The 24,134-nt window shown below is 70.6% G+C and carries 22 protein-coding genes and 1 riboswitch; of the genes, 18 read left to right on the plus strand and 4 right to left on the minus strand.

Features of this window, described 5'->3' with window-relative positions; all coding sequences use genetic code 11:
• The first annotated feature begins 60 nt into the window (after nucleotides 1-60).
• From ctaE to OIE74_RS29000, 6 genes are all read left to right on the plus strand, one after another.
• Nucleotides 61-681, plus strand: coding sequence for an aa3-type cytochrome oxidase subunit III (gene ctaE, locus OIE74_RS28975; RefSeq protein WP_329388761.1), 621 nt, complete (start codon nucleotides 61-63; stop codon nucleotides 679-681).
• 80 nt (nucleotides 682-761) lie between these two features.
• On the plus strand, nucleotides 762-1,571 hold the full coding sequence (gene qcrC, locus OIE74_RS28980) for a cytochrome bc1 complex diheme cytochrome c subunit (protein WP_329388763.1): 810 nt from the start codon (nucleotides 762-764) through the stop codon (nucleotides 1,569-1,571).
• A complete protein-coding gene (qcrA, locus tag OIE74_RS28985) occupies nucleotides 1,568-2,623 on the plus strand; it encodes a cytochrome bc1 complex Rieske iron-sulfur subunit (protein ID WP_329388766.1) in 1,056 nt (351 codons plus the stop codon). The genes qcrC and qcrA overlap by 4 nt, the downstream gene beginning before the upstream one ends.
• A complete protein-coding gene (gene qcrB / locus OIE74_RS28990) occupies nucleotides 2,620-4,248 on the plus strand; it encodes a cytochrome bc1 complex cytochrome b subunit (RefSeq protein WP_329388768.1) in 1,629 nt (542 codons plus the stop codon). Before qcrA ends, qcrB begins: the two co-directional genes overlap by 4 nt.
• Before the next feature lie 216 nt (nucleotides 4,249-4,464).
• A complete protein-coding gene (trpD, locus tag OIE74_RS28995) occupies nucleotides 4,465-5,532 on the plus strand; it encodes an anthranilate phosphoribosyltransferase (protein ID WP_329388770.1) in 1,068 nt (355 codons plus the stop codon).
• A 162-nt stretch (nucleotides 5,533-5,694) separates the two neighbouring features.
• Nucleotides 5,695-5,812, plus strand: a riboswitch (SAM riboswitch).
• A 222-nt stretch (nucleotides 5,813-6,034) separates the two neighbouring features.
• Nucleotides 6,035-7,405 (plus strand): aminotransferase class V-fold PLP-dependent enzyme, encoded by a 1,371-nt coding sequence (locus OIE74_RS29000; RefSeq protein ID WP_329388772.1) that lies wholly within the window; start codon nucleotides 6,035-6,037, stop codon nucleotides 7,403-7,405.
• 15 nt (nucleotides 7,406-7,420) lie between these two features.
• Here the strand turns inward: OIE74_RS29000 and OIE74_RS29005 are convergent, their stop codons facing one another.
• On the minus strand, nucleotides 7,421-7,702 hold the full coding sequence (locus OIE74_RS29005; RefSeq protein ID WP_329388774.1) for an Lrp/AsnC family transcriptional regulator: 282 nt from the start codon (nucleotides 7,700-7,702) through the stop codon (nucleotides 7,421-7,423).
• Complete coding sequence (locus OIE74_RS29010) at nucleotides 7,699-8,409, minus strand: rhomboid family intramembrane serine protease (RefSeq protein WP_329388776.1); 711 nt, start codon at nucleotides 8,407-8,409, stop codon at nucleotides 7,699-7,701. The genes OIE74_RS29005 and OIE74_RS29010 overlap by 4 nt, the downstream gene beginning before the upstream one ends.
• A 175-nt stretch (nucleotides 8,410-8,584) precedes the next feature.
• Here OIE74_RS29010 and OIE74_RS29015 point away from each other — a divergent pair, with 175 nt between their 5' ends.
• The 5 genes from OIE74_RS29015 to OIE74_RS29035 all read left to right on the plus strand — a co-directional run bounded on the left by OIE74_RS29015 (nucleotide 8,585) and on the right by OIE74_RS29035 (nucleotide 14,248).
• On the plus strand, nucleotides 8,585-8,827 hold the full coding sequence (locus OIE74_RS29015) for a hypothetical protein (protein ID WP_329388778.1): 243 nt from the start codon (nucleotides 8,585-8,587) through the stop codon (nucleotides 8,825-8,827).
• Between the two features lie 36 nt (nucleotides 8,828-8,863).
• Nucleotides 8,864-10,225 (plus strand): NYN domain-containing protein, encoded by a 1,362-nt coding sequence (locus tag OIE74_RS29020; protein WP_329388781.1) that lies wholly within the window; start codon nucleotides 8,864-8,866, stop codon nucleotides 10,223-10,225.
• A gap of 339 nt (nucleotides 10,226-10,564) precedes the next feature.
• Nucleotides 10,565-11,590, plus strand: a complete 1,026-nt coding sequence (locus tag OIE74_RS29025) for an NlpC/P60 family protein (protein ID WP_329388783.1) — start codon at nucleotides 10,565-10,567, stop codon at nucleotides 11,588-11,590.
• 281 nt (nucleotides 11,591-11,871) lie between these two features.
• Nucleotides 11,872-12,900 (plus strand): C40 family peptidase, encoded by a 1,029-nt coding sequence (locus OIE74_RS29030; protein ID WP_329388785.1) that lies wholly within the window; start codon nucleotides 11,872-11,874, stop codon nucleotides 12,898-12,900.
• A gap of 79 nt (nucleotides 12,901-12,979) precedes the next feature.
• Nucleotides 12,980-14,248 carry a hypothetical protein gene (locus OIE74_RS29035; RefSeq protein WP_443076260.1) on the plus strand — a complete coding sequence of 423 codons (1,269 nt, stop codon included), beginning with the start codon at nucleotides 12,980-12,982 and terminating at the stop codon, nucleotides 14,246-14,248.
• 55 nt (nucleotides 14,249-14,303) lie between these two features.
• Here the strand turns inward: OIE74_RS29035 and OIE74_RS29040 are convergent, their stop codons facing one another.
• Nucleotides 14,304-15,614: a glycosyltransferase family 87 protein gene (locus OIE74_RS29040; RefSeq protein ID WP_329388788.1), complete on the minus strand. Its 1,311-nt coding sequence runs from the start codon at nucleotides 15,612-15,614 to the stop codon at nucleotides 14,304-14,306.
• A 109-nt stretch (nucleotides 15,615-15,723) separates the two neighbouring features.
• Between OIE74_RS29040 and OIE74_RS29045 the strand changes: the two genes are divergently transcribed.
• A complete protein-coding gene (locus OIE74_RS29045; protein WP_329388790.1) occupies nucleotides 15,724-16,878 on the plus strand; it encodes a glycosyltransferase family 4 protein in 1,155 nt (384 codons plus the stop codon).
• Between the two features lie 6 nt (nucleotides 16,879-16,884).
• Here OIE74_RS29045 and OIE74_RS29050 read toward each other — a convergent pair whose 3' ends face one another.
• A complete protein-coding gene (locus OIE74_RS29050; protein ID WP_329388792.1) occupies nucleotides 16,885-18,681 on the minus strand; it encodes an AMP-dependent synthetase/ligase in 1,797 nt (598 codons plus the stop codon).
• Between the two features lie 278 nt (nucleotides 18,682-18,959).
• Between OIE74_RS29050 and OIE74_RS29055 the strand changes: the two genes are divergently transcribed.
• From OIE74_RS29055 to OIE74_RS29080, 6 genes are all read left to right on the plus strand, one after another.
• A complete protein-coding gene (locus OIE74_RS29055) occupies nucleotides 18,960-19,808 on the plus strand; it encodes a metallophosphoesterase family protein (protein WP_329388793.1) in 849 nt (282 codons plus the stop codon).
• 100 nt (nucleotides 19,809-19,908) lie between these two features.
• Nucleotides 19,909-20,394: an SRPBCC family protein gene (locus OIE74_RS29060; protein WP_329388796.1), complete on the plus strand. Its 486-nt coding sequence runs from the start codon at nucleotides 19,909-19,911 to the stop codon at nucleotides 20,392-20,394.
• Complete coding sequence (locus tag OIE74_RS29065; RefSeq protein ID WP_329388798.1) at nucleotides 20,394-21,659, plus strand: ArsA family ATPase; 1,266 nt, start codon at nucleotides 20,394-20,396, stop codon at nucleotides 21,657-21,659. Before OIE74_RS29060 ends, OIE74_RS29065 begins: the two co-directional genes overlap by 1 nt.
• Before the next feature lie 89 nt (nucleotides 21,660-21,748).
• Complete coding sequence (locus tag OIE74_RS29070) at nucleotides 21,749-22,225, plus strand: DUF5304 domain-containing protein (protein ID WP_329388800.1); 477 nt, start codon at nucleotides 21,749-21,751, stop codon at nucleotides 22,223-22,225.
• Nucleotides 22,226-22,291: 66 nt separating this feature from the next.
• The gene (locus OIE74_RS29075; protein ID WP_329388802.1) at nucleotides 22,292-23,233 is read left to right on the plus strand and encodes an ROK family glucokinase; all 942 of its coding nucleotides are present in this window, start codon (nucleotides 22,292-22,294) and stop codon (nucleotides 23,231-23,233) included.
• Nucleotides 23,234-23,376: 143 nt separating this feature from the next.
• On the plus strand, nucleotides 23,377-24,123 hold the full coding sequence (locus tag OIE74_RS29080) for an endonuclease/exonuclease/phosphatase family protein (RefSeq protein ID WP_329388804.1): 747 nt from the start codon (nucleotides 23,377-23,379) through the stop codon (nucleotides 24,121-24,123).
• Nucleotides 24,124-24,134 lie beyond the last annotated feature (11 nt).

Consider the following 24,134-nt stretch of genomic DNA (forward strand, 5'->3'; position numbering starts at 1 on the left):
GAGCCGCTGACACTCCGAAGGGCACCCCCGGGAGTGAGGGCGGGATAAGCGACCGACATAATGTCGGTCGTGGCGACAGCAACGACAGTAGAAACCGGGCACGCGCACCCGACGGTCAATCGGCCGAACCTCACCAGTGTCGGAACCATCATCTGGTTGAGCTCCGAGCTGATGTTCTTCGCGGCCCTCTTCGCGATGTACTTCACCCTGCGGTCGGTGACAGGGGAAGCGTTCTGGTCGGAGAAGGCCGACTCGCTGAACATCCCGTTCTCCGCGGTCAACACCACGATCCTGGTGCTCTCTTCCCTCACCTGCCAGCTCGGCGTCTTCGCCGCCGAGCGCGGCGACGTGAAGAAGCTCCGCTCGTGGTTCGTGATCACGTTCGTGATGGGTGCGGTCTTCGTCGGCGGTCAGATCTTCGAGTACACGGAACTCGTCAAGCACGAGGGCCTCTCGCTCTCGTCCGACGCCTACGGCTCCGCGTTCTATCTGACCACCGGCTTCCACGGTCTGCACGTGACGGGCGGTCTCATCGCCTTCCTGCTGGTTCTCGGCAGAACGTACGCGGCCAAGAGGTTCACCCACGAGCAGGCAACCGCCGCCATCGTCGTGTCCTATTACTGGCACTTCGTCGATGTCGTCTGGATCGGCCTCTTCGCCACGATCTATCTGATCAAGTAGCGGGCCACAGCGCCCGAAGCGCTCGCGCACAGTCCAGTCCAGAAGCACCGACGCAGAAGATCCTGACACCGGGGTAATCCGTGAAAAAGCTCTCCGCACGACGACGCCATCCGATGGCGGCGGTCGTCGTCCTACTCCTCGCGCTGGCGGCCACCGGGGGGCTGTACGCCGCGTTCGCGCCCGCGGGCAAGGCACAGGCAGACGACACCGCCCAGTCCCTCGCCATCGACGAGGGCAAGAAGCTGTACGCCGTTGGCTGCGCGAGCTGCCACGGTGTCGGCGGTCAGGGCACGTCCGACGGTCCATCGCTGACCGGCGTCGGTGCCGCGGCCGTGGACTTCCAGGTCGGCACCGGCCGGATGCCGGCGCAGCAGCCCGGTCCGCAGGTTCCCAAGAAGAAGGTCATCTACGACCAGAAGGAGATCGACCAACTCGCGGCGTACGTCGCCTCGCTCGGCCCCGGTCCCTCGATCCCGTCCACCGAGCAGTCCAACCCGGAAGGGGCGGACGCGGCCAAGGGCGGCGAACTGTTCCGCTCCAACTGCGCGCAGTGCCACAACTTCGGCGGTGAGGGCGGCGCGCTGACGAACGGCAAGTACGCCCCCGGGCTCAAGGGTGTGACCCCCAAGCACCTGTACGAGGCCATGCTCACCGGTCCGCAGAACATGCCCTCGTTCCCCGACTCGACGATGCCCGAGCAGCAGAAGCAGGACATCATCAAGTACATCGAGTCCGTGAACAGCGGCGATTCCGCGAGCCCCGGCGGCTTCAAGCTCGGTGGCATCGGGCCCGTCAGCGAGGGGCTGTTCTCCTGGGCCATCGGTCTGGGCGCACTGATCGCAGTTGCCGTCTGGGTCGCGGCGCACACCGCTAAGGCCAGGAAGTCATGAGTGACAACCGGATTTCAGACGAGAACCTGCCGACCAGCGAGCAGGAAACCGCGCACGGTGAGGTGGAGCGGGCCGACGACCCGTTCGTCGACCCCGGGATGCCGGCCCACCGGCCGCGTATCCAGGACATCGACGAGCGGGCGGCCAAGCGCTCCGAGCGCGCGGTTGCGGGACTTTTCACGCTGTCGATGCTGGCCACGGCCGGATTCATCGCCTCGTTCGTCATCTTCCCCGTCGACAAGATCGTGTACATCTGGCCCTTCGGCCATGTGAGCGCGCTCAACTTCTCGCTGGGACTGACGCTCGGGGTCGCCCTGTTCGCCGTCGGCGCGGGCGCGGTCCACTGGGCCCGCACGCTGATGAGCGACGTGGAGATCATCCAGGAGCGGCACCCGATCGAGGCGACCCCCGAGGTCGCCGCGCAGGCGAAGCGGGACTTCCTGCAGGGCTCGGCGGAGTCCGGCTTCGGACGCCGCAAGCTGATCCGCAACACGATGTTCGGCGCGCTGGCCATGGTGCCGCTCTCCGGCGTCGTACTGCTGCGTGACCTCGGCCCGCTGCCCGAGGACAAGCTCCGCACGACGTTCTGGAAGAAGGGCTTGATGCTCATCAACCAGAACACCAACGAGCCGCTGCGTCCCGAGGACGTCACGGTGGGGTCGCTGACGTTCGCCCAGCCCGAGGGGCTGGACGAGCACAATGAGAACTTCAACAATGAGATCGCCAAGGCGGCTCTCATGATCGTTCGCATTCAGCCGGCCGACATCAAGGACAAGCGGGAACTTGAGTGGTCCCACGAGGGCATCGTGGCCTACTCGAAGATCTGCACCCATGTCGGCTGCCCCATCAGCCTGTACGAGCAGCAGACGCATCACGTGCTCTGCCCGTGCCACCAGTCCACCTTCGACCTCTCCGACGGCGCCCGCGTCATCTTCGGCCCGGCCGGCCACGCCCTTCCGCAGCTGCGGATCGGTGTGAACGGTGAGGGTTATCTCGAAGCGCTCGGCGACTTCGACGAGCCCGTCGGTCCTTCCTTCTGGGAGCGCGGATGAGTACAGCGTCTGACGAAAAGAGCCGCCAGGCTCCCGCGGGGGAGCGGGTCGCCAACTGGGCGGACGGTCGTCTCGGGATCTACGGCGCCGCCAAGGGCATGGTGCGGAAGGTCTTTCCGGACCACTGGTCCTTCATGCTGGGCGAGATCGCCCTGTGGAGCTTCGTCGTCATCATCCTCACGGGTGTGTATCTGACGCTGTTCTTCCACCCGAGCATGAACGAGGTTGTGTACGAAGGCAGTTACGTGCCGATGCAGGGTGTCCGGATGACCGAGGCGTACGCCTCGACCCTGGACATCAGCTTCGACGTCCGTGGTGGCCTGCTGATCCGCCAGATCCACCACTGGGCCGCGCTGATCTTCGTGGCGGCCATGCTGGTGCACATGATGCGCGTCTTCTTCACCGGCGCGTTCCGCAAGCCGCGCGAGATCAACTGGGTGTTCGGCTTCCTGCTGTTCGTCCTCGCGTTGTTCACCGGACTCACCGGTTACTCGCTGCCGGACGACCTGCTGTCGGGAACCGGTGTCCGCTTCGCGCAGGGCGCCATCCTGTCCACGCCGATCGTCGGCACGTACATCTCGATGTTCCTGTTCGGCGGGGAGTTCCCCGGCCACGACATCGTGGCGCGGTTCTACTCGATCCACATCCTGCTGCTGCCGGGCATCATGCTCGGCCTCGTGGTGGCGCACCTGATCCTGGTCTTCTACCACAAGCACACGCAGTTCGCCGGTCCCGGCAAGACCAACAACAACGTCATCGGCGCCCCGTTCATGCCGATCTACATGGCGAAGGCGGGCGGCTTCTTCTTCCTGGTCTTCGGCGTCATCGCGATCATCTCCGCGATCGCCACGATCAACCCGGTGTGGGCGATCGGCCCCTACCGTCCGGACCAGGTCTCCACCGGAGCCCAGCCGGACTGGTATCTGGGCTTCTCCGAGGGCCTGATCCGAGTGATGCCGGGCTGGGAGCTGAACGTCTGGGGCCATACGTTCGTCCTGGGCGTCTTCATCCCGCTGATGATCTTCCCGATGGTCCTCGTGGTCCTCGCGGTCTATCCGTTCATCGAGTCCTGGGTCACCGGGGACAAGCGCGAGCACCACATCCTGGACCGTCCGCGCAACGCGCCTACCCGCACGGGCGTCGGTGTGGCCTGGCTGACCTGGTACTTCGTCATGCTCATCGGTGGCGGAAACGACATCTGGGCCACCCATTTCCATCTGTCGATCAACACGATCACCTGGTTCGTCAGGATCGCGTTCTTCGTCGCGCCCGTTGTCGCGTTCGTCGTCACCAAGCGGATCTGTCTGGGACTTCAGCGCCGCGACGCCGAGAAGGTGCTGCACGGACGCGAGTCCGGCATCATCAAGCGGCTGCCGCACGGTGAGTTCATCGAGGTCCACGAGCCGCTCGACCAGAGCGCGCTGCACACGCTCACCGCGCACGAGCAGTACAAGCCCGCCGAGATCGGCCCGACGGTCGACGAGAACGGTGTCGTGCGCAAGACGTCTCCGGCGGAGAAGCTGCGGGTCAAGCTGAGCAAGGGCTACTACGGCGAGGGAAGCCAGATCCCCAAGCCGACGGCCGAGGAGTACAACGAGATCACGAGCGGCCACGGCCACCACTGATCCTCCGTACGTGTCAGGCCCCGGCCCGGTCCCTTCCGAGGGACCGGGCCGGGGCCTTCGTACGCCGCGGGCACGCGCCTTCCGCGTACGGCCACGGCAGCGGGTTCGTCCGCCCTTCGGGCGGCGGGTCCTGGATCCGGGCCGACGCCGATAGGCTGACGCCCGGCAGCACGGGCCGCCCGGCCGTGCACCCGTCCACAGACCCCAGGAGCGAGCATGAGCAGCGCTGTCACACCGGCCGGAGGCGACACCATGGCGGCGCGTTCCTGGCCGGGTGTACTGAACCCGCTGCTGCGCGGTGAGGACCTCGACGCCGAGGACACCGCCTGGGCCATGCACCGCATCATGAGCGGCGAGGCCACCGACGCGCAGATCGCGGGCTTCGCGGTCGCGCTGCGCGCCAAGGGCGAGACCGTCGACGAGGTCACGGCACTCGTGGGCGCCATGTACGAGCACGCCAACACCATCGAGGTCCCCGGCGACACCGTCGACGTCGTCGGCACCGGAGGTGACCTCGCCAAGACCGTCAACATCTCCACGATGGCGGCCATCGTGGTGGCCGGATCGGGCGGCAAGGTCGTCAAGCACGGCAGCCGGGCGGCCTCGTCCGCGAGCGGCGCCTCCGACGTGCTGGAGAAGCTCGGCGTCAATCTGGAACTGACGCCGCAGCGGGTCGTCGAGGTCGCCGAGGAAGCCGGGATCACCTTCTGCTTCGCGGCCAAGTTCCACCCGGCGCTGCGGCACGCGGCCAAGGCCCGCAAGGAACTCGGCGCGCAGACCACGTTCAACATCCTGGGCCCGCTCACCAACCCGGCGCGGGTCCGCTCCCAGGCGGTCGGTGTCGCGGACATCCGGATGGCGCCCATCGTGGCCGGGGTGCTCGCCGCCCGGGGCAACTCCTCGCTCGTCTTCCGCGGCGACGACGGTCTGGACGAGCTGACCACGACCGCCACCTCACACGTATGGGTGGTTCGGGACGGCCAGGTCACCGAGCAGTCCTTCGACCCCAGGGACATCGGTCTGGAGCTGGTCCCGGTCGAGGCCCTGCGCGGTGCGGACGCCTCGTACAACGCGGACGTCGCGCGCCGGCTGCTGGAGGGCGAGACCGGCCCCGTACGGGACGCGGTCCTGCTGAACGCGGCGGCGGCGCTGGTGGCGCTCGAACCGGCGGACACCCCGCTGAACGACCAGCTCGCGGAGAAGATGCGGCGGGCGGCACGCGCGGTGGACTCGGGCGCCGCGAAGCAGGCGCTGGACCGCTGGGTGGCCGCGAGCAACGCGTAACGGCCTGCCGCCGGCTCGGATCGGCGGGGTGCTGTGGTCGGGACAGCATCCCGGGCCGTCGGCCTGTGGACCTCGCCTGCCGTCGATCGGACGCGGCACCGGGTGTCCCGTATGACGGACGCCCTCTGGGCCGTCTCGCGGTGGTGGGGTAATCTCACCGCAGGTCATGAGTGACAGCGACTACGGCCCCGGCCCGCTGTCCGGCAACCCTCCGTCCGTGGCGGGGTGCCCCGGGTGAAGACCAGGCCGTAGGCAGCGAGGTCTACGGCAAGCGCGGACCCCTGGACATCGTTCGGATGTCGTCATCCCTGGGGTCCTGGTCCTCAAGGGAGCAGTCTCGTGAGCAAGCGAATGCGATAGGGCTTCCGGCCCGCTTCAGTGAGTCCCACACCCCGCGCGGACCTGCCGCGCCGTCACGGCACCGCACGTGCCGTCACGACGGCGTGCCCGTCCGCCGGGTCCTGACGTTCGTTTCCGCCTTGTCCCGCCGGGAGATACCGACATGTCCGCACAGACCGACACGCCTCACCGCACCAGCACCGACCAGCCGCTCCCCGTCCTCGGACGTGACGTCACCGTCCCCCTCGTCACCGGCGGCGAGGTCACCTACGCCGCGCTCGACTACGCCGCCAGCGCCCCCGCACTCCAGCGGGTCTGGGACGACGTCGCCGCCTACGCCCCGTACTACGGCAGTGTCCACCGCGGTGCCGGATATCTCTCGCAGCTCTCCACCGACCTCTTCGAGAACAGCCGCCGTACCGTCGCAGGCTTCCTCGGCTGTCGCGAGGACGACCAGGTCGTCTTCACCCGGTCCACCACCGACTCGCTGAATCTGCTGGCCGCCGTGCTGCCCGCCGGCTGCGAGGTGTTCGTCTTCGAGACCGAGCACCACGCGTCACTGCTGCCCTGGCGCGACGCGCGCGTCAGCTACCTGAACGCGCCGCGCACCCCCGGCGATGCCGTCGCCACGCTGGAGCGGGCGCTGGCGGGCCGACGTGACCCGAAGGGCCCCGCGCTGGTGTGCGTCACCGGCGCATCCAACGTCACCGGCGAGCTGTGGCCCGTACGGGAACTGGCCGCCGCCGCTCACGCCCACGGCGCGCGCGTGGTCCTCGACGCCGCGCAGCTCGCCCCGCACCACCCCGTGGACATCGCGGAGCTGGACGTGGACTGGGTCGCCTTCTCCGGGCACAAGCTGTACGCGCCGTTCGGCTCCGGTGTGCTCGCGGGCCGCGCCGACTGGCTGCGGGAGTCGGAGCCGTATCTCGCCGGTGGCGGCGCCAGCCGCAAGGTCGCGCGCCGTGGCGACGGGGGAGTGGACGTCGAGTGGCACACCACCCCTGCCCGCCACGAGGCCGGATCGCCGAACGTCATCGGCGTGTACGCGATCGCCTCGGCCTGCAAGGCGCTCACCGAGGCCGGCTTCGACCGCCTCGTCGAGCGCGAGCAGGAACTGGTGGCCCGGGTGCGCGCGGAACTCGCCGAGGTCCCCGAGGTGCGGGTGCTCTCGCTCTTCGGCGACGCCGCGCCCCGCGTCGGCGTCATCTCCTTCGTGGTCGACGGCTGGAACAGCTCCCACTTCGCCGCCGCGCTCTCGGCGGAGTACGGCATCGGCGTGCGCGACGGGCTCTTCTGCGCCCACCCGCTCGTCCGCACCCTGCTGGGCGGCGACGCGGAGGACCCGGGGGAGTGCGGCGCGCCCGACGCCGGTCCCGGCGAGAAGTCGCTCAACGCGATCCGGGTCAGCTTCGGGGCCGGTACGCCGGACGAGCACGTGGCCCGGTTCACCGGCGCCGTCAGGGAACTCGTCCGGGACGGCGCGCGCTGGAACTACCGCACCGAGGACGGCCGTTGCGTCCCCGACCGCGGCTGACCCACCCGGCTCGGATCAGGCGTCGAGGCCGATCGCGAAGGCCGCTTCCAGGTCGTGCTGGGAGTACGTACGGAACGCCACATGCGTGTCCGTGGCCTCGACGCCCGGGATCTTGCTGATGCTGCCGGGGATGACGTCCGCCAGGTCGTCGTGTTTGGCGACCCGCACCATGGCGATCAGGTCGTAGGTGCCGGTGACGGAGAAGACCTCGCTGACGCTCTCCAGCGCCGCGATCGACTCGGCGATCTCGGGGATCCGGTCGACGCTGGTCTTGATGAGCACGATCGCGGTGATCACGGTTGACGTTCTCCCTCGGGGGCCGCTGAACGGGACTTCACTCTAGCCGTACGCCGGAAGAGCCCCCAGGCGGCGACGAAGCCCAGCGCGAAGCCCACCAGATGCGCCAGATACGCGACGCCCGGGCCCGGCTCGGCGTCGCGGGCCGCCAGCCACTGGAGGACGAACCAGAAGATCAGGACGATCCAGGCGGGGAAGCGCAGCGGCAGGAAGAAAAGGAACGGAAAGAGGCTGGTGACGCGTGCGCGGGGAAAGAGACAGAGAAAGGCTCCCAGCACGCCGGAGATCGCGCCCGACGCACCCACCAGGGTCTGGTCGGATTCGGCGTTCACCGCCGCGTAGGCGAGCAGGGCGAGATAGCCGCAGACGAGATAGAAGAGGGCGAACCGCACCCTCCCCATCCGTTCCTCGGCCATCGCCCCGAAGACATGGAGGAAGAGCAGATTGCCGAGCAGATGGAGCCAGCTGCCGTGGACGAACAGCGCGGTGAGAGGGGTGAGCAGAGCATGGGAGTCACCGCTGGTCAGCTGGTCGGGGATCACCCCCCAGCGTTCGAAGTACGAGCTCTGCGCCGCGAGCAGCGTGTCACCCGTCCCGTACGCGGGGTTGAACCCCGACAGCGGGCCGGTCAGGAAGGCCAGGGCGCACAGACCGATCAGCCCGTAGGTCATCACCGGCGCTCCGGTGGTCGCCCGCCAATTGATCATCCACGGATCATCCCGTACGCGGACAGACAGGCACAGACCGCCTCGCCGCGACATGGGACTTGCGGGAGGCCGTAGGGTTACGGGCGCGTACATCCATGGAACGGTGCCGTACCGGTGACCGGTGCGGCAGGCTCGACCTCACGACATCAGGGCTCGACGAAATGAGGACGGCACGATGACGACGGTTCCCTTGCCGACCGGCGCCACCCGGTGGCGCTGCACGCTGTGCGGCAATCTCACCAGGTTCGACGTGACGCGTTCGTCCAAGGTGGTGGAGTACGTCCATCTGGACCTGGCCGGGACATCGAAGGTCGAGGAGCGCGACGTGGTCAGTGAGACCATCGAGTCCGTCCGCTGCCGCTGGTGCAACGCGGTGGATCAGATCGAACTGGTTGACAGGCCGGGCGCCGGTTCCTGAGGGAGCCGCCCGAAAGGGTAGTGGGGTGAACGGATCGTGGAGCAGCCAGCACGTGGCGCCGAGCCGGCCGGTGCGGCCGACGGCGACGCCGAGGCGCTCGACAGACCGCTGCCCGAGTCCGTACGGCGCCGGGTCGTGGCGCTGGTCTCGGACGCTTTCGGCGGTCTGACCGTCACCGAACTGCCCACCCAGCTACGCCAGTACGCGCGCTTCACCCCGACCAGGCGGGCCCGGTTCGCGGGCAACGCGATGGCCGCCGCCCTGGAGAGCGACCCGGTGTTCCGGCAGCGGATCGGTGAGCGGTTTGGCCAGGCGGATCCCGAGCTGGCCGCCGCCGTGGAATCCGGCTCGCCGCCCCCGGCCGCCGACCCCGTCGACGTGGCGGCAGCCGCGTATGTCCTGCGGCCCGTCGGCTGGGTGAAGCTGGTGGCCGCGGCCGGCGAGGAGGTCCAGCGCGCCGACGCCGAGCGCGTCGACGAGGAGAACCGCCGTGAGCTGGAGCGGCTGCGCGAGGAGCTGGCCGAGGCCCGCGCCGCGACGAGGGGCGAGACGGAGCGGCTGCGTACGGAGCTGGACACCGCCCGCAAGGAGGCCGAGTCCACGCACCGTAAGCTCCGCAGCGCCCTGAGCGATGTGAAGCGCGGCGAGGCCGCCCTGCGCCGTACGACCGCCGAGATCGAGGCCGCCCGTGCGGAGGTCGCGGTCCAGGTGTCCGCGGCGGAGAGCGAGACGCGGCGCCTCAAGGCCCGGCTCGCGGAGGCGGAGGCGGCGGTGGAGGCCGGCCGCCGGGCCGCCCGCGAGGGGCGCTCCGTGGAGGACATGCGGCTGCGGCTGCTGCTGGACACCGTCCTGGAGTCGGCACAGGGCCTGCGGCGGGAGCTGGCGCTGCCGCCGGCCGCCTCGCACCCCGCCGATCTGGTCGACGCCGTGGCGCCCGGCCGGATGTCTCCCAAGGACATCGCGGCCCGCGCGCTGTCCGACATGGACCCGGCGCTGCTGGACCAGTTGCTCGCACTGCCGCAGGCGCATCTGGTCGTGGACGGCTACAACGTCACCAAGACCGGCTATCCGACGATGCCGTTGGAGAAGCAGCGGCTGCGGCTGCTGGGCGGGCTCGCGATGCTCGCGGCGCAGTCCGGCGCCGAGATGACGTGTGTCTTCGACGGGGCCGAACTGGTCGCTCCCGTACTGCTCGCGCCGCCGCGCGGGGTAAGGGTTCTGTTCTCGAAACCGGGTGTGACGGCTGATGAGTTGATCCGTCAGCTCGTGCGGGCGGAGCCGCCCGGACGCCCGGTGGTGGTGGTCTCCACCGACCGTGAGGTCGCCGACGGCGTGGCGCGGGCCGGCGCGCGGCCCGTCGCGTCCGCCTTGCTGCTGAAGCGGCTTTCGCGCGTCTAGTAACTCCTGTGGCCAATGCGGCATTTGGTCACTCCATGTCACACCACAGCGTCAATTGCTCATCACTGTCAGTGCGATGTATGTGAAGAAACCACTCCGCGGCCAAATTTTTTCTCTTCAGGATTTGAACTGATCACGAGAAGGTCACTAGGGTCAGGCCTCGAACCTTCGCGCGGTTGATCACCCATCCGGGGTGGCGGCGAAGGAACCGCCGAATTCGTGCAGTTCAGTCCGGTTGTGCCGGATTCCTGGCCCCACCGGGAACGCTGAGCTCATGGAGCCGGGGATCCGCTCCCCGTACACCCGGTAGGCGGCTCGAGGAAGAAGGAGCTCGCCTTCGTGGCGTCCCACCGTCGTCCCAAGCAGCCGAGCCGCGCCCGCGTGACCGTGCTCTCCGCGACCGCAGCCGCAGCTGTCGCTCTGACGTCCCAGGCCGCACAGGCCGACCCGAAGCCGACCGTCGAGGACGTCAAGGAAAAGGTCGACAAGCTCTACCACGAGGCCGAGGCCTCGACGGAGAAGCACAGCGGCGCGGAAGAGAAGGAAAAGAAGCTCGAGAAGCAGGTCGAGGCGATCCAGGACAAGGTCGCGCGCGGCCAGGACGAGCTCAACGAGCTGCGTACCGGCCTCGGTTCGATGGCCAGCGCCCAGTACCGCTCCGGCGGCATCGACCCCGCCCTCCAGCTCTTCCTTTCCTCCGACCCGGACGACTATCTGGACAAGGCCTCCGTGCTCGACCAGATGGGCGCCAAGCAGGTCGGCGCGCTGGAGAAGATCCAGGCCAAGCAGCGGACCCTCGCGCAGCAGCGCAAGGAGGCGTCCCTCAAGCTGAAGGATCTTGAGTCGACACGGGTCGAACTCGCGAAGAAGAAGAAGGACGTCCAGACCAAGCTCAACGCGGCGAACAAGCTCCTCAACACGCTGACCGCGGAGGAGCGCGCGAAGATCCAGGAAGAGGACGCCGAGCGCGCGGCCCGTGGCAACGAGCGCGTCAACCTCGGCAACGAGTCGGCCTCTTCGGGCCGTGCCGCCGCCGCGCTGGCCGCCGCCAAGACCCAGCTGGGCAAGCCGTACATCTCCGGCGCCGAGGGTCCCAACTCCTACGACTGCTCCGGGCTGACCCAGTGGGCCTACGCCCAGGCGGGCGTGAGCCTCACCAGGACCACGTACACCCAGGTCAACGACGGCGTCCAGATAGGCAGGGGCGAACTCGCCCCCGGCGACCTGGTGTTCTTCAGCGGACTGAGCCATGTCGCGCTGTACGTCGGCAACGGCCAGGTCATCCACGCCCCCAAGCCGGGCACCGTGGTGCGGTACGAGGCCATGGAGTGGGCCGGCAGCTTCCAGTTCGGCGTCCGCGTCTGACCCACCGCTCGGCGCGGGTGCTCCGCACGGACACCCGCGCACATCCACGGACACGACCACGGTCGCCCGTACGGGCGAACTCCGGTCGCTCCCGCTGACGCACGCCCCGCCGGTGACCTGTGATCTCCGGCGGGGCATCACTGTCTGTGCCCGGCGCGGTCTTTGGTCACTCCGTGTCCGCGCGGTTACTCTCTGCTGCGCCGCAGCTCCCGGTCATGGTTCCGCCCGTCGGGCGGCAGGGGCTGCGCGGTTGCGTCCAGCGGAAGGAAGTGCGGCTTCCTGTGGTGTCCCATCGTCGTTCCTCACCCCCCGGCCACAGCCGGGGCGCCCGGGTCACGGTCCTGTCCGCCGCGGCTGTCACGGCCGCGACCGCCCTCGGGACCGCGCCGGCGGGCGCGGACCCGGGGGAGACGACCGAGGCGACCCGGTCGGCCGTCGACCGGCTGTACGCGGAGGCCGAGAGGGCCACCGAGCGGTTCAACAAGGCGGGCGAGCGGGCCGGTGTGCTGCGCAAGCGGGTGGACCGGGTGCGCGACAGCGCGGCCCGTGGCCAGGAGCGCGTCAACCGGATGCGTGGCGCGCTCGGTTCGATCGCCAGTGCCCAGTACCGCTCCGGCGGGCTCGACCCGGCGCTCGCGCTGCTGCTCTCGTCCGACCCGGACAGCTATCTCGGCAAGGCCGAGGCCCTTGACCGGCTGAGCGACCGCCAGGCGGTGGCCCTGCGTGAACTCGGCCTCGCCCAGCGCAAGCTCGACCGCCAGCGCGACGAGGCGGCCAAGGACCTCGCCGAACTGGAACGCAGCCGGGCCGCCGTCGCCCGCCACAAGCGCACCGTCGAGGCCAAGCTCGCGCAGGCGCGGCGGCTGCTGAACTCGCTGCCCGACGCCGGGAGGGACGCCGGCCGGGCCTCGCGCTCGGGGCGGGACGCCGGCCGGCTGTCCTACGGAGGGGAGGCGCCCGCGACCGCGTGGGCCGCGGCGGCGGCCCGCGCCGCCCGCGGGGTCGTCGGCCTGCCCTACGTGTGGGGCGCCAACGGCCCCTCGGCGTTCGACTGTTCGGGCCTGACCCAGTGGGCGTACGCGCAGGCCGGGGTCTCCCTGCCGCGTACGTCGCAGGCGCAGCGGTACGCGGGACAGCGGGTGCCGCTCTCCCAGGCCAGACCGGGTGACCTGGTCGCCTACCGCGACGACGCCAGCCACATCGGGATGTACATGGGCAACGGCCAGGTGGTCCATGCGCCCTACCCCGGTGCCTCGGTCCGCTACGACCCGGTCGGCATGATGCCGGTCTCCTCCGTCACCCGGATCTGAGCGCGGTCCTGGCCCCGGAGGACCGGTCACCGACGCATCGTCGGGATTCGTCCTCGCGGCGCCCCGTACGATCGGCCGGGTGGCAGGTCAGGGACGTACGACTCGGAGACGTGCGGCGGGTCGCGGGCGTACGCCCACCCGCCGCGTGGTGCGCCGCCGTGCGGCGGCCTCGCTGCTGGGGTGCCTGCTGGTCGCCTCCGGCTGTTCGGCCCCCAAGGCGACCGACGCCGACACCGCCGCGATCGAGCGCACGCTCGACCACCGGGCCGACGCGCTCATCGAGCGTGACGAGAGCGGCTATCTGGCCGCCGTCGATCCCGCGGCCGGCGAGCTGCTCGCCGCCGAGCGGCGGACGTACCGGAACCTCGTCGACGTGCCCGTGCGGTCTTGGGAGTACGAGCTGCGCGGCGTCGAGCGCTCGGGGAAGCGCGCGACGGCGCGGGTCGAGCTGCGCTACTGGATAGAGGGCTACGACAGCGCGCCCGTCACCTCGGCCCGCACGCTGGAGCTGGCCGAACGGGACGGGCGCTGGTACATGACGGCCGACCGGCCCGGCGATGGCGGCGTGCAGCAGCTGTGGCAGCAGGGCACCGTCGACGTCGTCCACGGCCGACGCAGCCTGGTCCTCGGCGTCGGCCAAGACAACGAACGGCTGCGTGAGATCGCCGCGGCCGCCGACCGGGCGGTGCCGGCCGTCGACGAGGCGTGGCCGGGCGAGTGGTCGGGGCGCGTCGTGGTGCTGGTGCCGGAGTCGGTGGAGTCGATGGCGGGTCTGCTGGGCGCCTCCGCGACGAGCTACCGGGGCATCGCCGCCGTCACGACCGGTGAGACGCGGCGGCAGGGCTCGTCACCGGCGGACCGGGTGATCGTCAACCCCGACGCGTACAGCATCCTGGGCGACTTCGGGCGCCGGGTGGTCCTCACCCACGAGACCACCCATGTGGCGACGCGGGCGGACACCTCGGAGGCGACACCGATGTGGCTGTCGGAAGGTTTCTCCGACTGGGTCGCCTACCGGGACACCAGCCCCATGGACGGTCAGGCCGCGCCGGAGCTCGAACGGTCCCTGCGCCAGGGTGACCTGCCCGCCGCGCTTCCCGAGGACGGTGACTTCGCCTTCGACGCGAAGGCGGACGAACTGGCGCGCGCGTACGAGGGCGGGCGGCTGGCGTGCGAGCTGATCGCCGAGCGCTGGGGCGAGAAGAAGCTGACGGACTTCTACCGGGCGGTCGGGGAGCACGAGCGGCGCGAGGGAGCCGTCGAGGACGCGATGAACGAGGTGCTGTCGGTGACGCCGGACGAGTTCGGCGGGCTGTGGCGGGACTACATGCGCGAGCGGCTGCGCTGAGGGCGCCCCTGCCAGGCCGGCCGTACGACGCCCGTACGGGCGCAGGGCGGGGCCGTCAGGAGCCGAGCAGCCGGTACGTGTCCTCCTTGCTCTCCTCCTCGCCCCCGGCCGCGCTCGCCACCTCCTGGCCTTCGCGCGGGCGCGGAGCGGGCACCGTCCCGCGCCACAGCCGGCCGCACGCCGTCAGCGTCGCGGCGACCAGCAGCCCGTTGCGTACGACGAGCAGGGTCACGCCCAGAGGGTCGCTGGCCGTCACGTTCGAGAAGAACACCGGGAATTCGAGCACCGTGACCGCCGATGCCGCCACCACGAGCACCGCGGGCAGCGCCATCGGGCTCGACCGCAGAAGCAGACAGACGGCGGCCAGGCCCACCAGCCAGATCAGGTACTGCGGGCTGATCACCCGGCTGGTGACGGTGAAGAGCAGGACCGCGGCGAACGCCGCGTCGCACAGGGTGCTCGCGGTGAAGGTGGCCGCCTTCACCCGCCAGACGAGCAGCCAGCCGAAGGCCGCCACGCTGAGGAGAAGGGCGAGCGCGCTGACGAGCGGGACGTACGGCCCCATGAACTCCACCGAGCCGTAGGAGAACATCACGGCCCCGTCCCAGCCGAGATGGCGGGCCACATGGAAGACCAGCGCACCCAGCGACTCGACCTCCGTACCCCGGTCGCGCTGCGCGGTGAGGAAGTCCAGCGCGCCAGGCAGCACCGCGGACACCATGGCCAGCAGCGCGAGCGCCGTCGCCACGGCGGCGGACCAGGACAGCCGGGTGGCCCTGCCCCGCGGCGTACCGATCAGCAGCAGCACCGGCCACACCTTCAGCAGCGCCCCGAACCCCGCGAGCGCGCCGAGGAGTTGGGGTCTGCCCAGGCCCACGAGAAGGGCGCAGACGGCCACGGCGGTCACCATCAGGTCGTAACGCGCGTACCCGGTGGGACCGAGCAGTGCCACGCCCGCCACCCATACCCAGGCGCCGCGGACCGAACGTCCGGGGCGCCGCCCCGCGTGGAGCAGCAGACCGAACACCAGGGCGTCGCAGAGCAGACAGAGGGTGAAGAACGCCGTGGCGTAGCCGAGGAAGGGCAGCAGGGCGGGGGAGAGGATCGCGAACGCGGCGCCGGGCGGGTACTGCCAGGTGACGTCCGAACGCGGGAAGGTGCCCGAGCGCAGGACGTCGTACCAGCCCTGGTAGGTGACGGAGACGTCCGGGGTGACGTCGGCGCCCGGGGTGACGAGGATCCTGAGGACACAGACCATCAGGACGGTCCTGGTGAGAAGCCACACCGCGACCGGCCAGACCGCGCGGCTCCCGCCCGCCTTCGTGGCCGCCGCGACGCGGGAGAGTGCCGTGCCCTCGATCACCATGACCACCTGACCGTTTTGGCCGATATGCCTTACGTATGGACGGGAGCCATCATGCGGGGGAACGGGCGCGCGACCGGTGAGGCGGGGCCGTTCGGTACTGTCGGCGGCGATGCACAAGACCTTGATCGTGACCAACGACTTCCCACCCAGGCCCGGCGGCATCCAGGCGTTCCTGCACAACATGGCGCTGCGGCTGGACCCCGACAGGATCGTCGTCTACGCCTCCACCTGGAAGCGCGGCGCCGAGGGCACGGAGGCGACGGCGGCCTTCGACGCCGAGCAGCCCTTCACGGTCGTGCGCGACCGCACGACGATGCTGCTGCCGACCCCGAGGGTGACCGGACGGGCGGTGGGACTGCTGCGTGAACACGGCTGCGAGTCGGTGTGGTTCGGCGCTGCGGCCCCGCTCGGTCTGATGGGCCCCGCGCTGCGCCGGGCGGGTGCCCGGCGGATCGTCGCCACCTCGCACGGCCACGAGGCGGGGTGGGCGCAGCTGCCCGCGGCCCGGCGACTGCTGCGCCGTATCGGCGAGGGGACGGACACGATCACCTACCTCGGCGAGTACACGCGCTCACGGATCGCCGCCGCGCTCACGCCGGAAGCGGCCGGGCGCATGGTCCAACTGCCGCCCGGCGTCGACGAGAAGACGTTCCATCCGGGGTCGGGCGGCGACGCGGTACGCGAGCGGCTGGGGCTCGCGGAGCGGCCGGTGGTGGTCTGCGTCTCGCGGCTGGTGCCGCGCAAGGGGCAGGACACCCTGATCCTCGCCATGCCCGCGATCCTGGCGAGGGTCCCCGACGCCGTGCTGCTGATCGTCGGCGGCGGACCGTACGACAAGGAGCTGCGGAAGCTGGCGACGGAGACCGGCGTCGCCGACTCCGTACGCTTCACCGGCCCCGTGCCCTGGTCCGAGCTGCCCGCCCACTACGGCGCCGGCGACGTCTTCGCGATGCCCTGCCGCACCCGCCGCGGCGGCCTCGACGTGGAGGGCCTGGGCATCGTCTATCTGGAGGCCTCCGCGACGGGCCTCCCAGTGGTCGCGGGCGACTCCGGCGGCGCTCCTGACGCGGTACTGGACGGTGAGACGGGCTGGGTGGTCCATGGCGCCCCGCCGGCGCTCGCCGCCCAGGAATCGGCGGACCGCGTCACGACCCTGCTGCTCGACCCCGAACTCCGCCGTCGCATGGGCACGCGCGGCCGGGACTGGGTCGAGGACCGCTGGCGCTGGGACCTCCTGGCGAACCGCCTGCGCGAGCTGTTGTAGGAGCCCTCAGCCCCGGTACAGCGACTCGATCTCGTCCGCGAAGTGCTTCGCCACCACACCGCGCTTCAGTTTCAGCGACGGCGTGATGTGGCCGGCGTCCTCCGTGAACTGGGCGTCCAGGACACGGAACTTGCGTACCGACTCCGCCTTCGAGACCGCCGCGTTGCCGTCGTCCACCGCCTGCTGGACCGCCGCCAGCAGATCCGGGTCGTCGTGCAGCGACGCCGCCGTCGAGCCCGCCGGTTTGCCGTGCTCCTTGGCCCAGCGCGCCAGGAACTCCTCGTCGATCGTCACCAGCGCGGCCACGAACGGACGCCCGTCGCCGACCACGATGCACTCGGCGATCAGCGCGTGCGCGCGGATGCGGTCCTCGATCACAGCGGGCGCCACGTTCTTGCCGCCCGCCGTCACCAGGATCTCCTTCTTGCGGCCGGTGATCGCGAGATACCCGTCCTCGTCGAGCGTGCCGATGTCGCCGGTGTGGAACCAGCCGTCGGCCAGCGCCTCCGCCGTCGCCGCCTCGTTGTTCCAGTAGCCCGTGAACACGTGCTCGCCGTGCAGCAGCACCTCGCCGTCGTCGGCGATACGGATCACCGAACCCGGCAGCGGCTGCCCCACCGTGCCGATCTTCTGCCGGTCCCACGGGTTGAACGCGGTCGCCGCGCACGTCTCCGTCAGGCCGTACCCCTCCAGCACCGTGAAGCCGATGCCGCGGAAGAAGTGACCGAGCCGTTCGCCCAGCGGGGCGCCGCCGGAGATGGCGTACTCGCCCCGGCCGCCGAGGACCGCGCGCAGCTTGCCGTACACGAGCACGTCGAAGACCTTGTGCCTGATCCTGAGTCCGAGGGACGGACCCCGCGCGCTGTCCATCGCGCGGCTGTAGTCGATCGCCGTCCGTGCCGCGCGGTCGAAGATCTTCCCCTTGCCGTCCGCCTGGGCCTTGGCGCGCGCCGAGTTGTAGACCTTCTCGAAGACACGCGGCACCCCGAGGATCAGCGTCGGCCGGAACGTGGCCAGTTCCTCGGTCAGATTCTTGATGTCCGGTACGCAGCCGAGTTTGATCGGCGCCATCACGGAGGCGACCTCGACCAGCCGCCCGAAGACGTGCGCGGCGGGCAGGAAGAGCAGGACGGAGCAGTCGCCCGTGCGGAACAGCGGCTTCATGCGCTCCACCACGTTGCCGCACTCCGCGAAGAACGCGCGGTGCGTCAGCACGCAGCCCTTGGGCCGGCCGGTGGTCCCGGAGGTGTAGACGATCGTCGCCGGATCGTCCGCCTTCGCCGTCGCGCTGCGCCGGTCGACCACCGCCTCGGGGACCTCCGCGCCGGCGGCGGTCAGCTCCGCCACACAGTCCTTGTCGATCTGCCAGACGTGCCGCAGCTCCGTCAGCCCGTCCGACACCGACCGTACGGCCGCCGCGTTCGCGTCGGACTCCACGATCACGGCCGCGGTGCCCGAGTCACCGAGGACCCACTGCACCTGCTCGGCCGAACTCGTCTCGTACACCGGTACCGTGACGGCGCCCGCGCTCCAGATCGCGAAGTCGAACAGCACCCACTCGTAGCGGGTCCGAGACATCAGGGCGACCCGCTCGCCCGGGAGGATGCCGGACGCGATCAGCCCCTTGGCCACCGCCCGTACCTCGGCGAGGAACTGGGTGGCCGTGACGTCCGTCCAGACGCCGCCGGTCTTGCGGCCCAGGACCGCGACATCCGGATGCTGAGCGGCGTTGCGGCTGATGAGATCCGTCAGATTGCCGTCCGAGGGGACCTCGTACAGGGCCGGAAGGCTGAACTCGCGCAAGACTGCTGCTCCTCGTCGGGCGCCGGTCGCACGGCACTGTGCCGAACCGGCTGCGGTCCACATCGGGCAGGTGCTCTCGGGGGCGAGCACGAGGGGACTGCCCGGACGTTACCCACCGGTACAGGGTTCCGGATAGAGGGTGCCGGCCAGATGTTCCCTGCGTCACACGTTTTTGACAGTCCTTCGCGCAGATTAGTCCACAGCTGTGCGGACGTGCGAGTAAGCGCAGGTCCGGACCCCTCTACTCAGCCCGAAGACGGCGATCTAGGGTGAGCGGCATGGGTGGTGGCGGGAACATCGGCAGGGACATCGACCAGAACAGTGACCGGAGCAGCGACCGGGTCGGCGGCAGCGCCCGTACCCGCGTCCATGTCGTCAGCGACGTGCACGGCAACGCCCGCGACCTGGCCAGGGCCGGCGACGGCGCCGACGCCCTGATCTGCCTCGGGGACCTCGTCCTCTTCCTCGACTACGCCGACCACTCGCGCGGCATCTTCCCCGACCTCTTCGGCAAGGAGAACGCCGACCGCATCGTGGAGCTGCGCACCGCCCTGCGCTTCGACGAGGCGCGTGACCTCGGCCGCGGCCTCTGGGCCGGTCTTGAGGCCGACCGCGAGACGGCCATCGAATCGGCGGTACGCCGCCAGTACGCCGAAATGTTCGCCGTCCTTCCCAACCCGACGTACGCCACCTACGGCAATGTCGACATCCCCGGCCTCTGGCCCGAGTACGCCGGACCCGGCACGACCGTCCTCGACGGCGAGCGCGTCGAGATCGGCGGGCGTGTCTTCGGCTTCGTCGGCGGCGGCCTGCGCACCCCGATGCGCACCCCCTACGAGATCTCCGACGAGGAGTACGCCGCCAAGGTCGAGCGGCTCGGCGATGTCGACGTGCTCTGCTCCCACATCCCGCCCGACGTGCCGGAGTTGACGTACGACGTGGTCGCCCGCCGCTTCGAGCGCGGCAGCCGCGCGCTGCTCGACGCCCTGCGCAGGACGAAACCGAGGTACGCGCTCTTCGGCCATGTCCACCAGCCGCTCGCCCCCCGGATGCGCGTCGGCTCGACGGAGTGCGTGAACGTCGGACACTTCGCGTCCACCGGACGGCCCTGGGCCATGGAATGGTGACCGGCGCGCACGCGATAACCTGCACGCTGCACGGGCGGTACCGGTAAGCGTGACCGTCGCCCCGCACCACCGGGGAGACACCATCTGGAGGAGCACGTCGATGGCGGAACACACCAAGTCGAGCATCACGATCGAGGCGGCACCCGCCGACGTGATGGGCGTGATCGCCGACTTCGCCCGCTATCCCGAGTGGACCGGCGAGGTGAAGGAGGCCGAGGTGCTCGCCACCGACGCCGAGGGCCGCGCCGAACAGGTACGGCTGGTGCTCGACGCCGGCGCGATCAAGGACGACCACACCCTCGCGTACACCTGGACCGGCGGTGACGAGGTCAGCTGGACGCTGGTCAAGTCCCAGATGCTGCGCTCGCTCGACGGCTCGTACCACCTCGTCCCGACGGACGGCGGCGCGCGCACCGAGGTCACCTACCGGCTGACCGTCGACGTCAAGATCCCGATGCTCGGGATGATCAAGCGCAAGGCCGAGAAGGTCATCATCGACCGCGCACTCGCCGGTCTGAAGAAGCGCGTCGAGAGCGCCCCCGGAAGCGCCGGGTCCGCCGAAGCGTTCGAGAAGCCCGGCGCCTGATGGCGGAGAGTACGGCCGACACCGCACATGAGGCACGTACGACGAGGGCGACGCGCACGGTCCTGGTCACCGGCCCCGGCGGCGCGGGCCGTACCACCGTCGCCGCGGCGACCGCCCTGGCAGCCGCCCGGCGCGGTGACCGCACGCTGCTGCTCTGCGCCGACCCGGCGGGCCCCGGCGCCGTCATCGGCGCCCCGGCCGGCCTCGGGATCGAACCGGCCGAGGTGACGCCCGGCCTGTGGGCCGCGTGCGTCGACCCCGCCGACTACTTCCGCACAGAGTTCCTCGCGCTCCAGGACCGTGCCGCCACCGTGCTCGACATGCTCGGCGCACGGCGTCTGGACGGCGAAGAGCTGACCGAGCTGCCGGGCAGCGAACAGTTCGCCCTGCTCCAGGCGCTGCGCCGGGCCTCGGCCGGCGACTGGGACGTGACTGTCGTCGACCTGCCGCCGCTGCGCGACGCCCTGTCCGTGCTCGCCCTGCCCGAGCGGCTCCGCCGGCTGCTGGGCCGCCTCCTGCCGGTGGAGCGGCAGGCCGCGCGTGCGCTGCGCCCGATCATGGCGCAGCTCGCCGGAGTGCCGATGCCCGCCGAGTGGCTGTACGGCGCCGCCGCCCGCAGGGACGAGGAACTGGCCGCCGTACAGACGCTGATCGGGGCCGGCACCACGACGGTGCGGCTCGTCGCGGAGCCGGGTCCTGCCGCCCGGGACGCACTGCGCGTGGCCCGCGCCGGGCTCGGACTGTACGGGCTGCGCGTCGACGCCCTCGTACCGAACAAGGTGCTGCCGACGGACTCGTCCGACGCCTGGCTCGCGACGCTCGCCGCCCAGCAGCAGAAGTGCCTGGACGAGTGGAGCGAGGAGTACGGCCCCGCGTGGCCGCTGCGCCCGGTCCGCCATCTCGGCCGGGACCCGCGCGGAGCCGCCGATCTCGCGGACCTCGCCGGTCTCGCGGACCTGGACGCGGACCTGGACGCGGGTGTGGGACCCGACCCCGCCGCGTACGGCGATCCGTGGTGGGTCGAGGACCGGCGCGGGGAGGACGGGCTGCTGGTGTGGTGCCTGCCCCTGCCCGGCGCCGTGAAGTCGGACGTCGGCCTGGTCCGGCGCGGCGACGAACTCCTGCTGACCGTAGGCCCGTTCCACCGCATGGTGCCCCTCGAAGCCGCTCTGCGGCGCTGCACCGTCTCGGGCGCCGCGCTCACGGACGGTGTCCTGAAGGTCCGGTTCACGCCGGAGCCGGGGCTCTGGCCGCGCACGCCCTGAACGTCCCCCCGGGGTTCAGGTACCGTCGAAGGTACACAGCCTCCGTTCCGCCCCGGACGAGGCACCTTGTCCCGATGCGGGAGAAACCCATGAGTGATGCCATCGAGCGTCCCGCCGCCGACCCGGACGCCTGGGCCACGGCCTGCGCCGAGGACCTCGCCGCCGAGAAGGCCCGACGTCGCGCCGTGCACGGTACGCCGCCCGGCTCGGCCTCCGAGGAGCTGCGCAAGTTCGTGGACGCGGTCGCCGACAAGGTGTCCTCGTTCCAGAGCCCGCTGCTCGGCATGGCCGCACAGGGCGCCGTCCAGCAGTTCATCAATCAGGCCAGGTCCGCCGTCGAGCCGGTCATCGACCGTAATCCGGACCTTTTCGACCATCTCGCGGCGGCCGGAAACGAACTGCTCGCCGCCTACCGCTCCGCGGTCGAGGGCGACGAGCGCCGCTGGACCCGGGGACCGTCCGAGGCCCCCGACATCCGCCTGAACAAGACGGACGAAAAGGCCAACGACCCCTCGGATCCCCGTGACGAGGGCCCTACTCCGGGTACCCACATCGACCTGGACTGACCAGCCCGGCGCCCGCCCTCGGGTACGGTTGGGCCCAGCGGGGCTCGACCGAAAACTGAGGGACACATGGGACTCACCATCGGCGTCGACATCGGCGGCACGAAGATCGCGGCGGGCGTGGTCGACGAAGAGGGCACGATTCTCGATACGCATCAGGTGCCCACCCCGCCGACCGCCGAAGGCATCGTCGACGCGATCTGCGCGGCGGTGTCCGGGGCCGGCAAGGGACACGACATCGAGGCCGTCGGCATCGGCGCCGCCGGTTACGTGGACGACAAGCGCGCCACCGTTCTGTTCGCGCCGAACATCGACTGGCGTCACGAACCGCTCAAGGACAAGGTCGAGCAGCGGGTCGGTATGCAGGTCGTGGTGGAGAACGACGCGAACGCGGCGGCCTGGGGCGAGTACAAGTTCGGGGCCGGACAGGGCCACGACGACGTCATCTGCATCACGCTCGGCACCGGGCTGGGCGGCGGCATCATCATCGGCAACAAACTGCGCCGGGGACGCTTCGGTGTGGCGGCGGAATTCGGCCATATCCGGGTCGTGCCCGACGGGTTGCTCTGCGGCTGCGGCAGCCAGGGCTGCTGGGAGCAGTACGCGTCGGGGCGCGCCCTCGTCAGATACGCGAAGCAACGCGCCAACGCCACCCCCGAGAACGCGGAGATATTGCTGCGTCTCGGCGACGGCACACCCGACGGCATCGAGGGCAAGCACGTCAGCGCCGCCGCCCGCGAGGGCGACCCGGTGGCCGTCGACTCCTTCCGGGAGCTGGCCCGTTGGGCCGGTGCGGGCCTGGCCGACCTGGCCTCGCTCTTCGACCCGTCGGCTTTCATCGTCGGCGGTGGCGTGTCGGACGAGGGCGAACTGGTCCTCGACCCGATCCGCAAGTCCTTCCGCCGCTGGCTGATCGGCGGGCAGTGGCGCCCGCACGCGCAGGTCCTCGCCGCCCAACTGGGCGGCAAGGCCGGGCTGGTGGGGGCCGCGGACCTGGCCCGCCAGGGCTGAGCCGTACCGGTCCCGTACGGAATCACGTACGGGCCAGGCAATCGGGATGATCACGCCCGCCGTGCCCCTCGGGGGTGCGGCGGGCGTTGGCCTATCGTGGTCCGGTGACAATTCCGGTGAGTGGACAGGGTGGACCCGTCCCCATGATTTCGCTGCCCGACTCCCGTACCGAGCCTGATGGTTCGGCCGTGATCCGTGTGCTCAGCTACAACGTCCGCTCCATGCGCGACGACTGCGATGCGCTGGCCCGGGTGATCCGCGCCTGCGAGCCCGATCTGGTCTTCGTCCAGGAGGCGCCGCGCTTCTTCCGCTGGCGCAAGCGCGCCGCGTGGCTGGCGGCCCGGACGGATCTCGTCGTCCTCAGTGGCGGCGGTACGGCCGCGGGACCTCTGCTGCTGTGCTCGCTGCGCGCCACGGTGGAGCGTACGCAGGACGTACTGCTGCCGCTCACGCCGGGGCTGCACCGGCGCGGCTTCGCCACGGCCGTCGTACGGATCGGCGGCGCCCGTATCGGGCTGCTCAGCTGCCATCTGAGCCTCCAGGCGGACGAACGCCTCGCCCAGGCCGGGATGCTGCTCGACCGCGTCGGGGCGATGGACGTGCCGCACGCGGTGGTGGCCGGCGACCTCAACGACCGGCCCCAGGGGCGTTCGTTCCGGCGGATCGCCAAGGAACTCCAGGACTGCTGGGCGGTCAAGCCCTGGGGGAGCGAGTACACCTCGACGCCCGCCGATCCGCGTCAGCGTATCGACGCGGTCTTCGCGACCGAGGGCGTCGAAGTGCTGGGCTGCGGAGTGCCGTTGGGGCTGCCGGGCATCGCGGAGAGCGACCTGCGGGCGGCCACGGATCACCTTCCGGTGCTGGCCGCCCTGCGCGTGCCCGCGTCCTGAACGCCGCCTCC

The organism is Streptomyces sp. NBC_01716 (assembly GCF_036248275.1).
GTDB lineage: Bacteria > Actinomycetota > Actinomycetes > Streptomycetales > Streptomycetaceae > Streptomyces.

Bases quoted from the DNA above. Each gene is read 5' to 3' on its own strand.
- OIE74_RS29055 (WP_329388793.1), top strand. From the start codon at position 18,960: ATGGGTGGTGGCGGGAACATCGGCAGGGACATCGACCAGAACAGTGAC.
- OIE74_RS29015 (WP_329388778.1), top strand. From the start codon at position 8,585: ATGACGACGGTTCCCTTGCCGACCGGCGCCACCCGGTGGCGCTGCACG.
- qcrA (WP_329388766.1), top strand. From the start codon at position 1,568: ATGAGTGACAACCGGATTTCAGACGAGAACCTGCCGACCAGCGAGCAG.
- qcrB (WP_329388768.1), top strand. From the start codon at position 2,620: ATGAGTACAGCGTCTGACGAAAAGAGCCGCCAGGCTCCCGCGGGGGAG.
- OIE74_RS29070 (WP_329388800.1), top strand. From the start codon at position 21,749: ATGAGTGATGCCATCGAGCGTCCCGCCGCCGACCCGGACGCCTGGGCC.
- OIE74_RS29075 (WP_329388802.1), top strand. From the start codon at position 22,292: ATGGGACTCACCATCGGCGTCGACATCGGCGGCACGAAGATCGCGGCG.
- trpD (WP_329388770.1), top strand. From the start codon at position 4,465: ATGAGCAGCGCTGTCACACCGGCCGGAGGCGACACCATGGCGGCGCGT.
- OIE74_RS29000 (WP_329388772.1), top strand. From the start codon at position 6,035: ATGTCCGCACAGACCGACACGCCTCACCGCACCAGCACCGACCAGCCG.
- OIE74_RS29045 (WP_329388790.1), top strand. From the start codon at position 15,724: ATGCACAAGACCTTGATCGTGACCAACGACTTCCCACCCAGGCCCGGC.
- OIE74_RS29080 (WP_329388804.1), top strand. From the start codon at position 23,377: ATGATTTCGCTGCCCGACTCCCGTACCGAGCCTGATGGTTCGGCCGTG.
- ctaE (WP_329388761.1), top strand. From the start codon at position 61: ATGTCGGTCGTGGCGACAGCAACGACAGTAGAAACCGGGCACGCGCAC.
- OIE74_RS29060 (WP_329388796.1), top strand. From the start codon at position 19,909: ATGGCGGAACACACCAAGTCGAGCATCACGATCGAGGCGGCACCCGCC.
- OIE74_RS29040 (WP_329388788.1), bottom strand. From the start codon at position 15,614: ATGGTGATCGAGGGCACGGCACTCTCCCGCGTCGCGGCGGCCACGAAG.
- OIE74_RS29065 (WP_329388798.1), top strand. From the start codon at position 20,394: ATGGCGGAGAGTACGGCCGACACCGCACATGAGGCACGTACGACGAGG.
- OIE74_RS29010 (WP_329388776.1), bottom strand. From the start codon at position 8,409: ATGATCAATTGGCGGGCGACCACCGGAGCGCCGGTGATGACCTACGGG.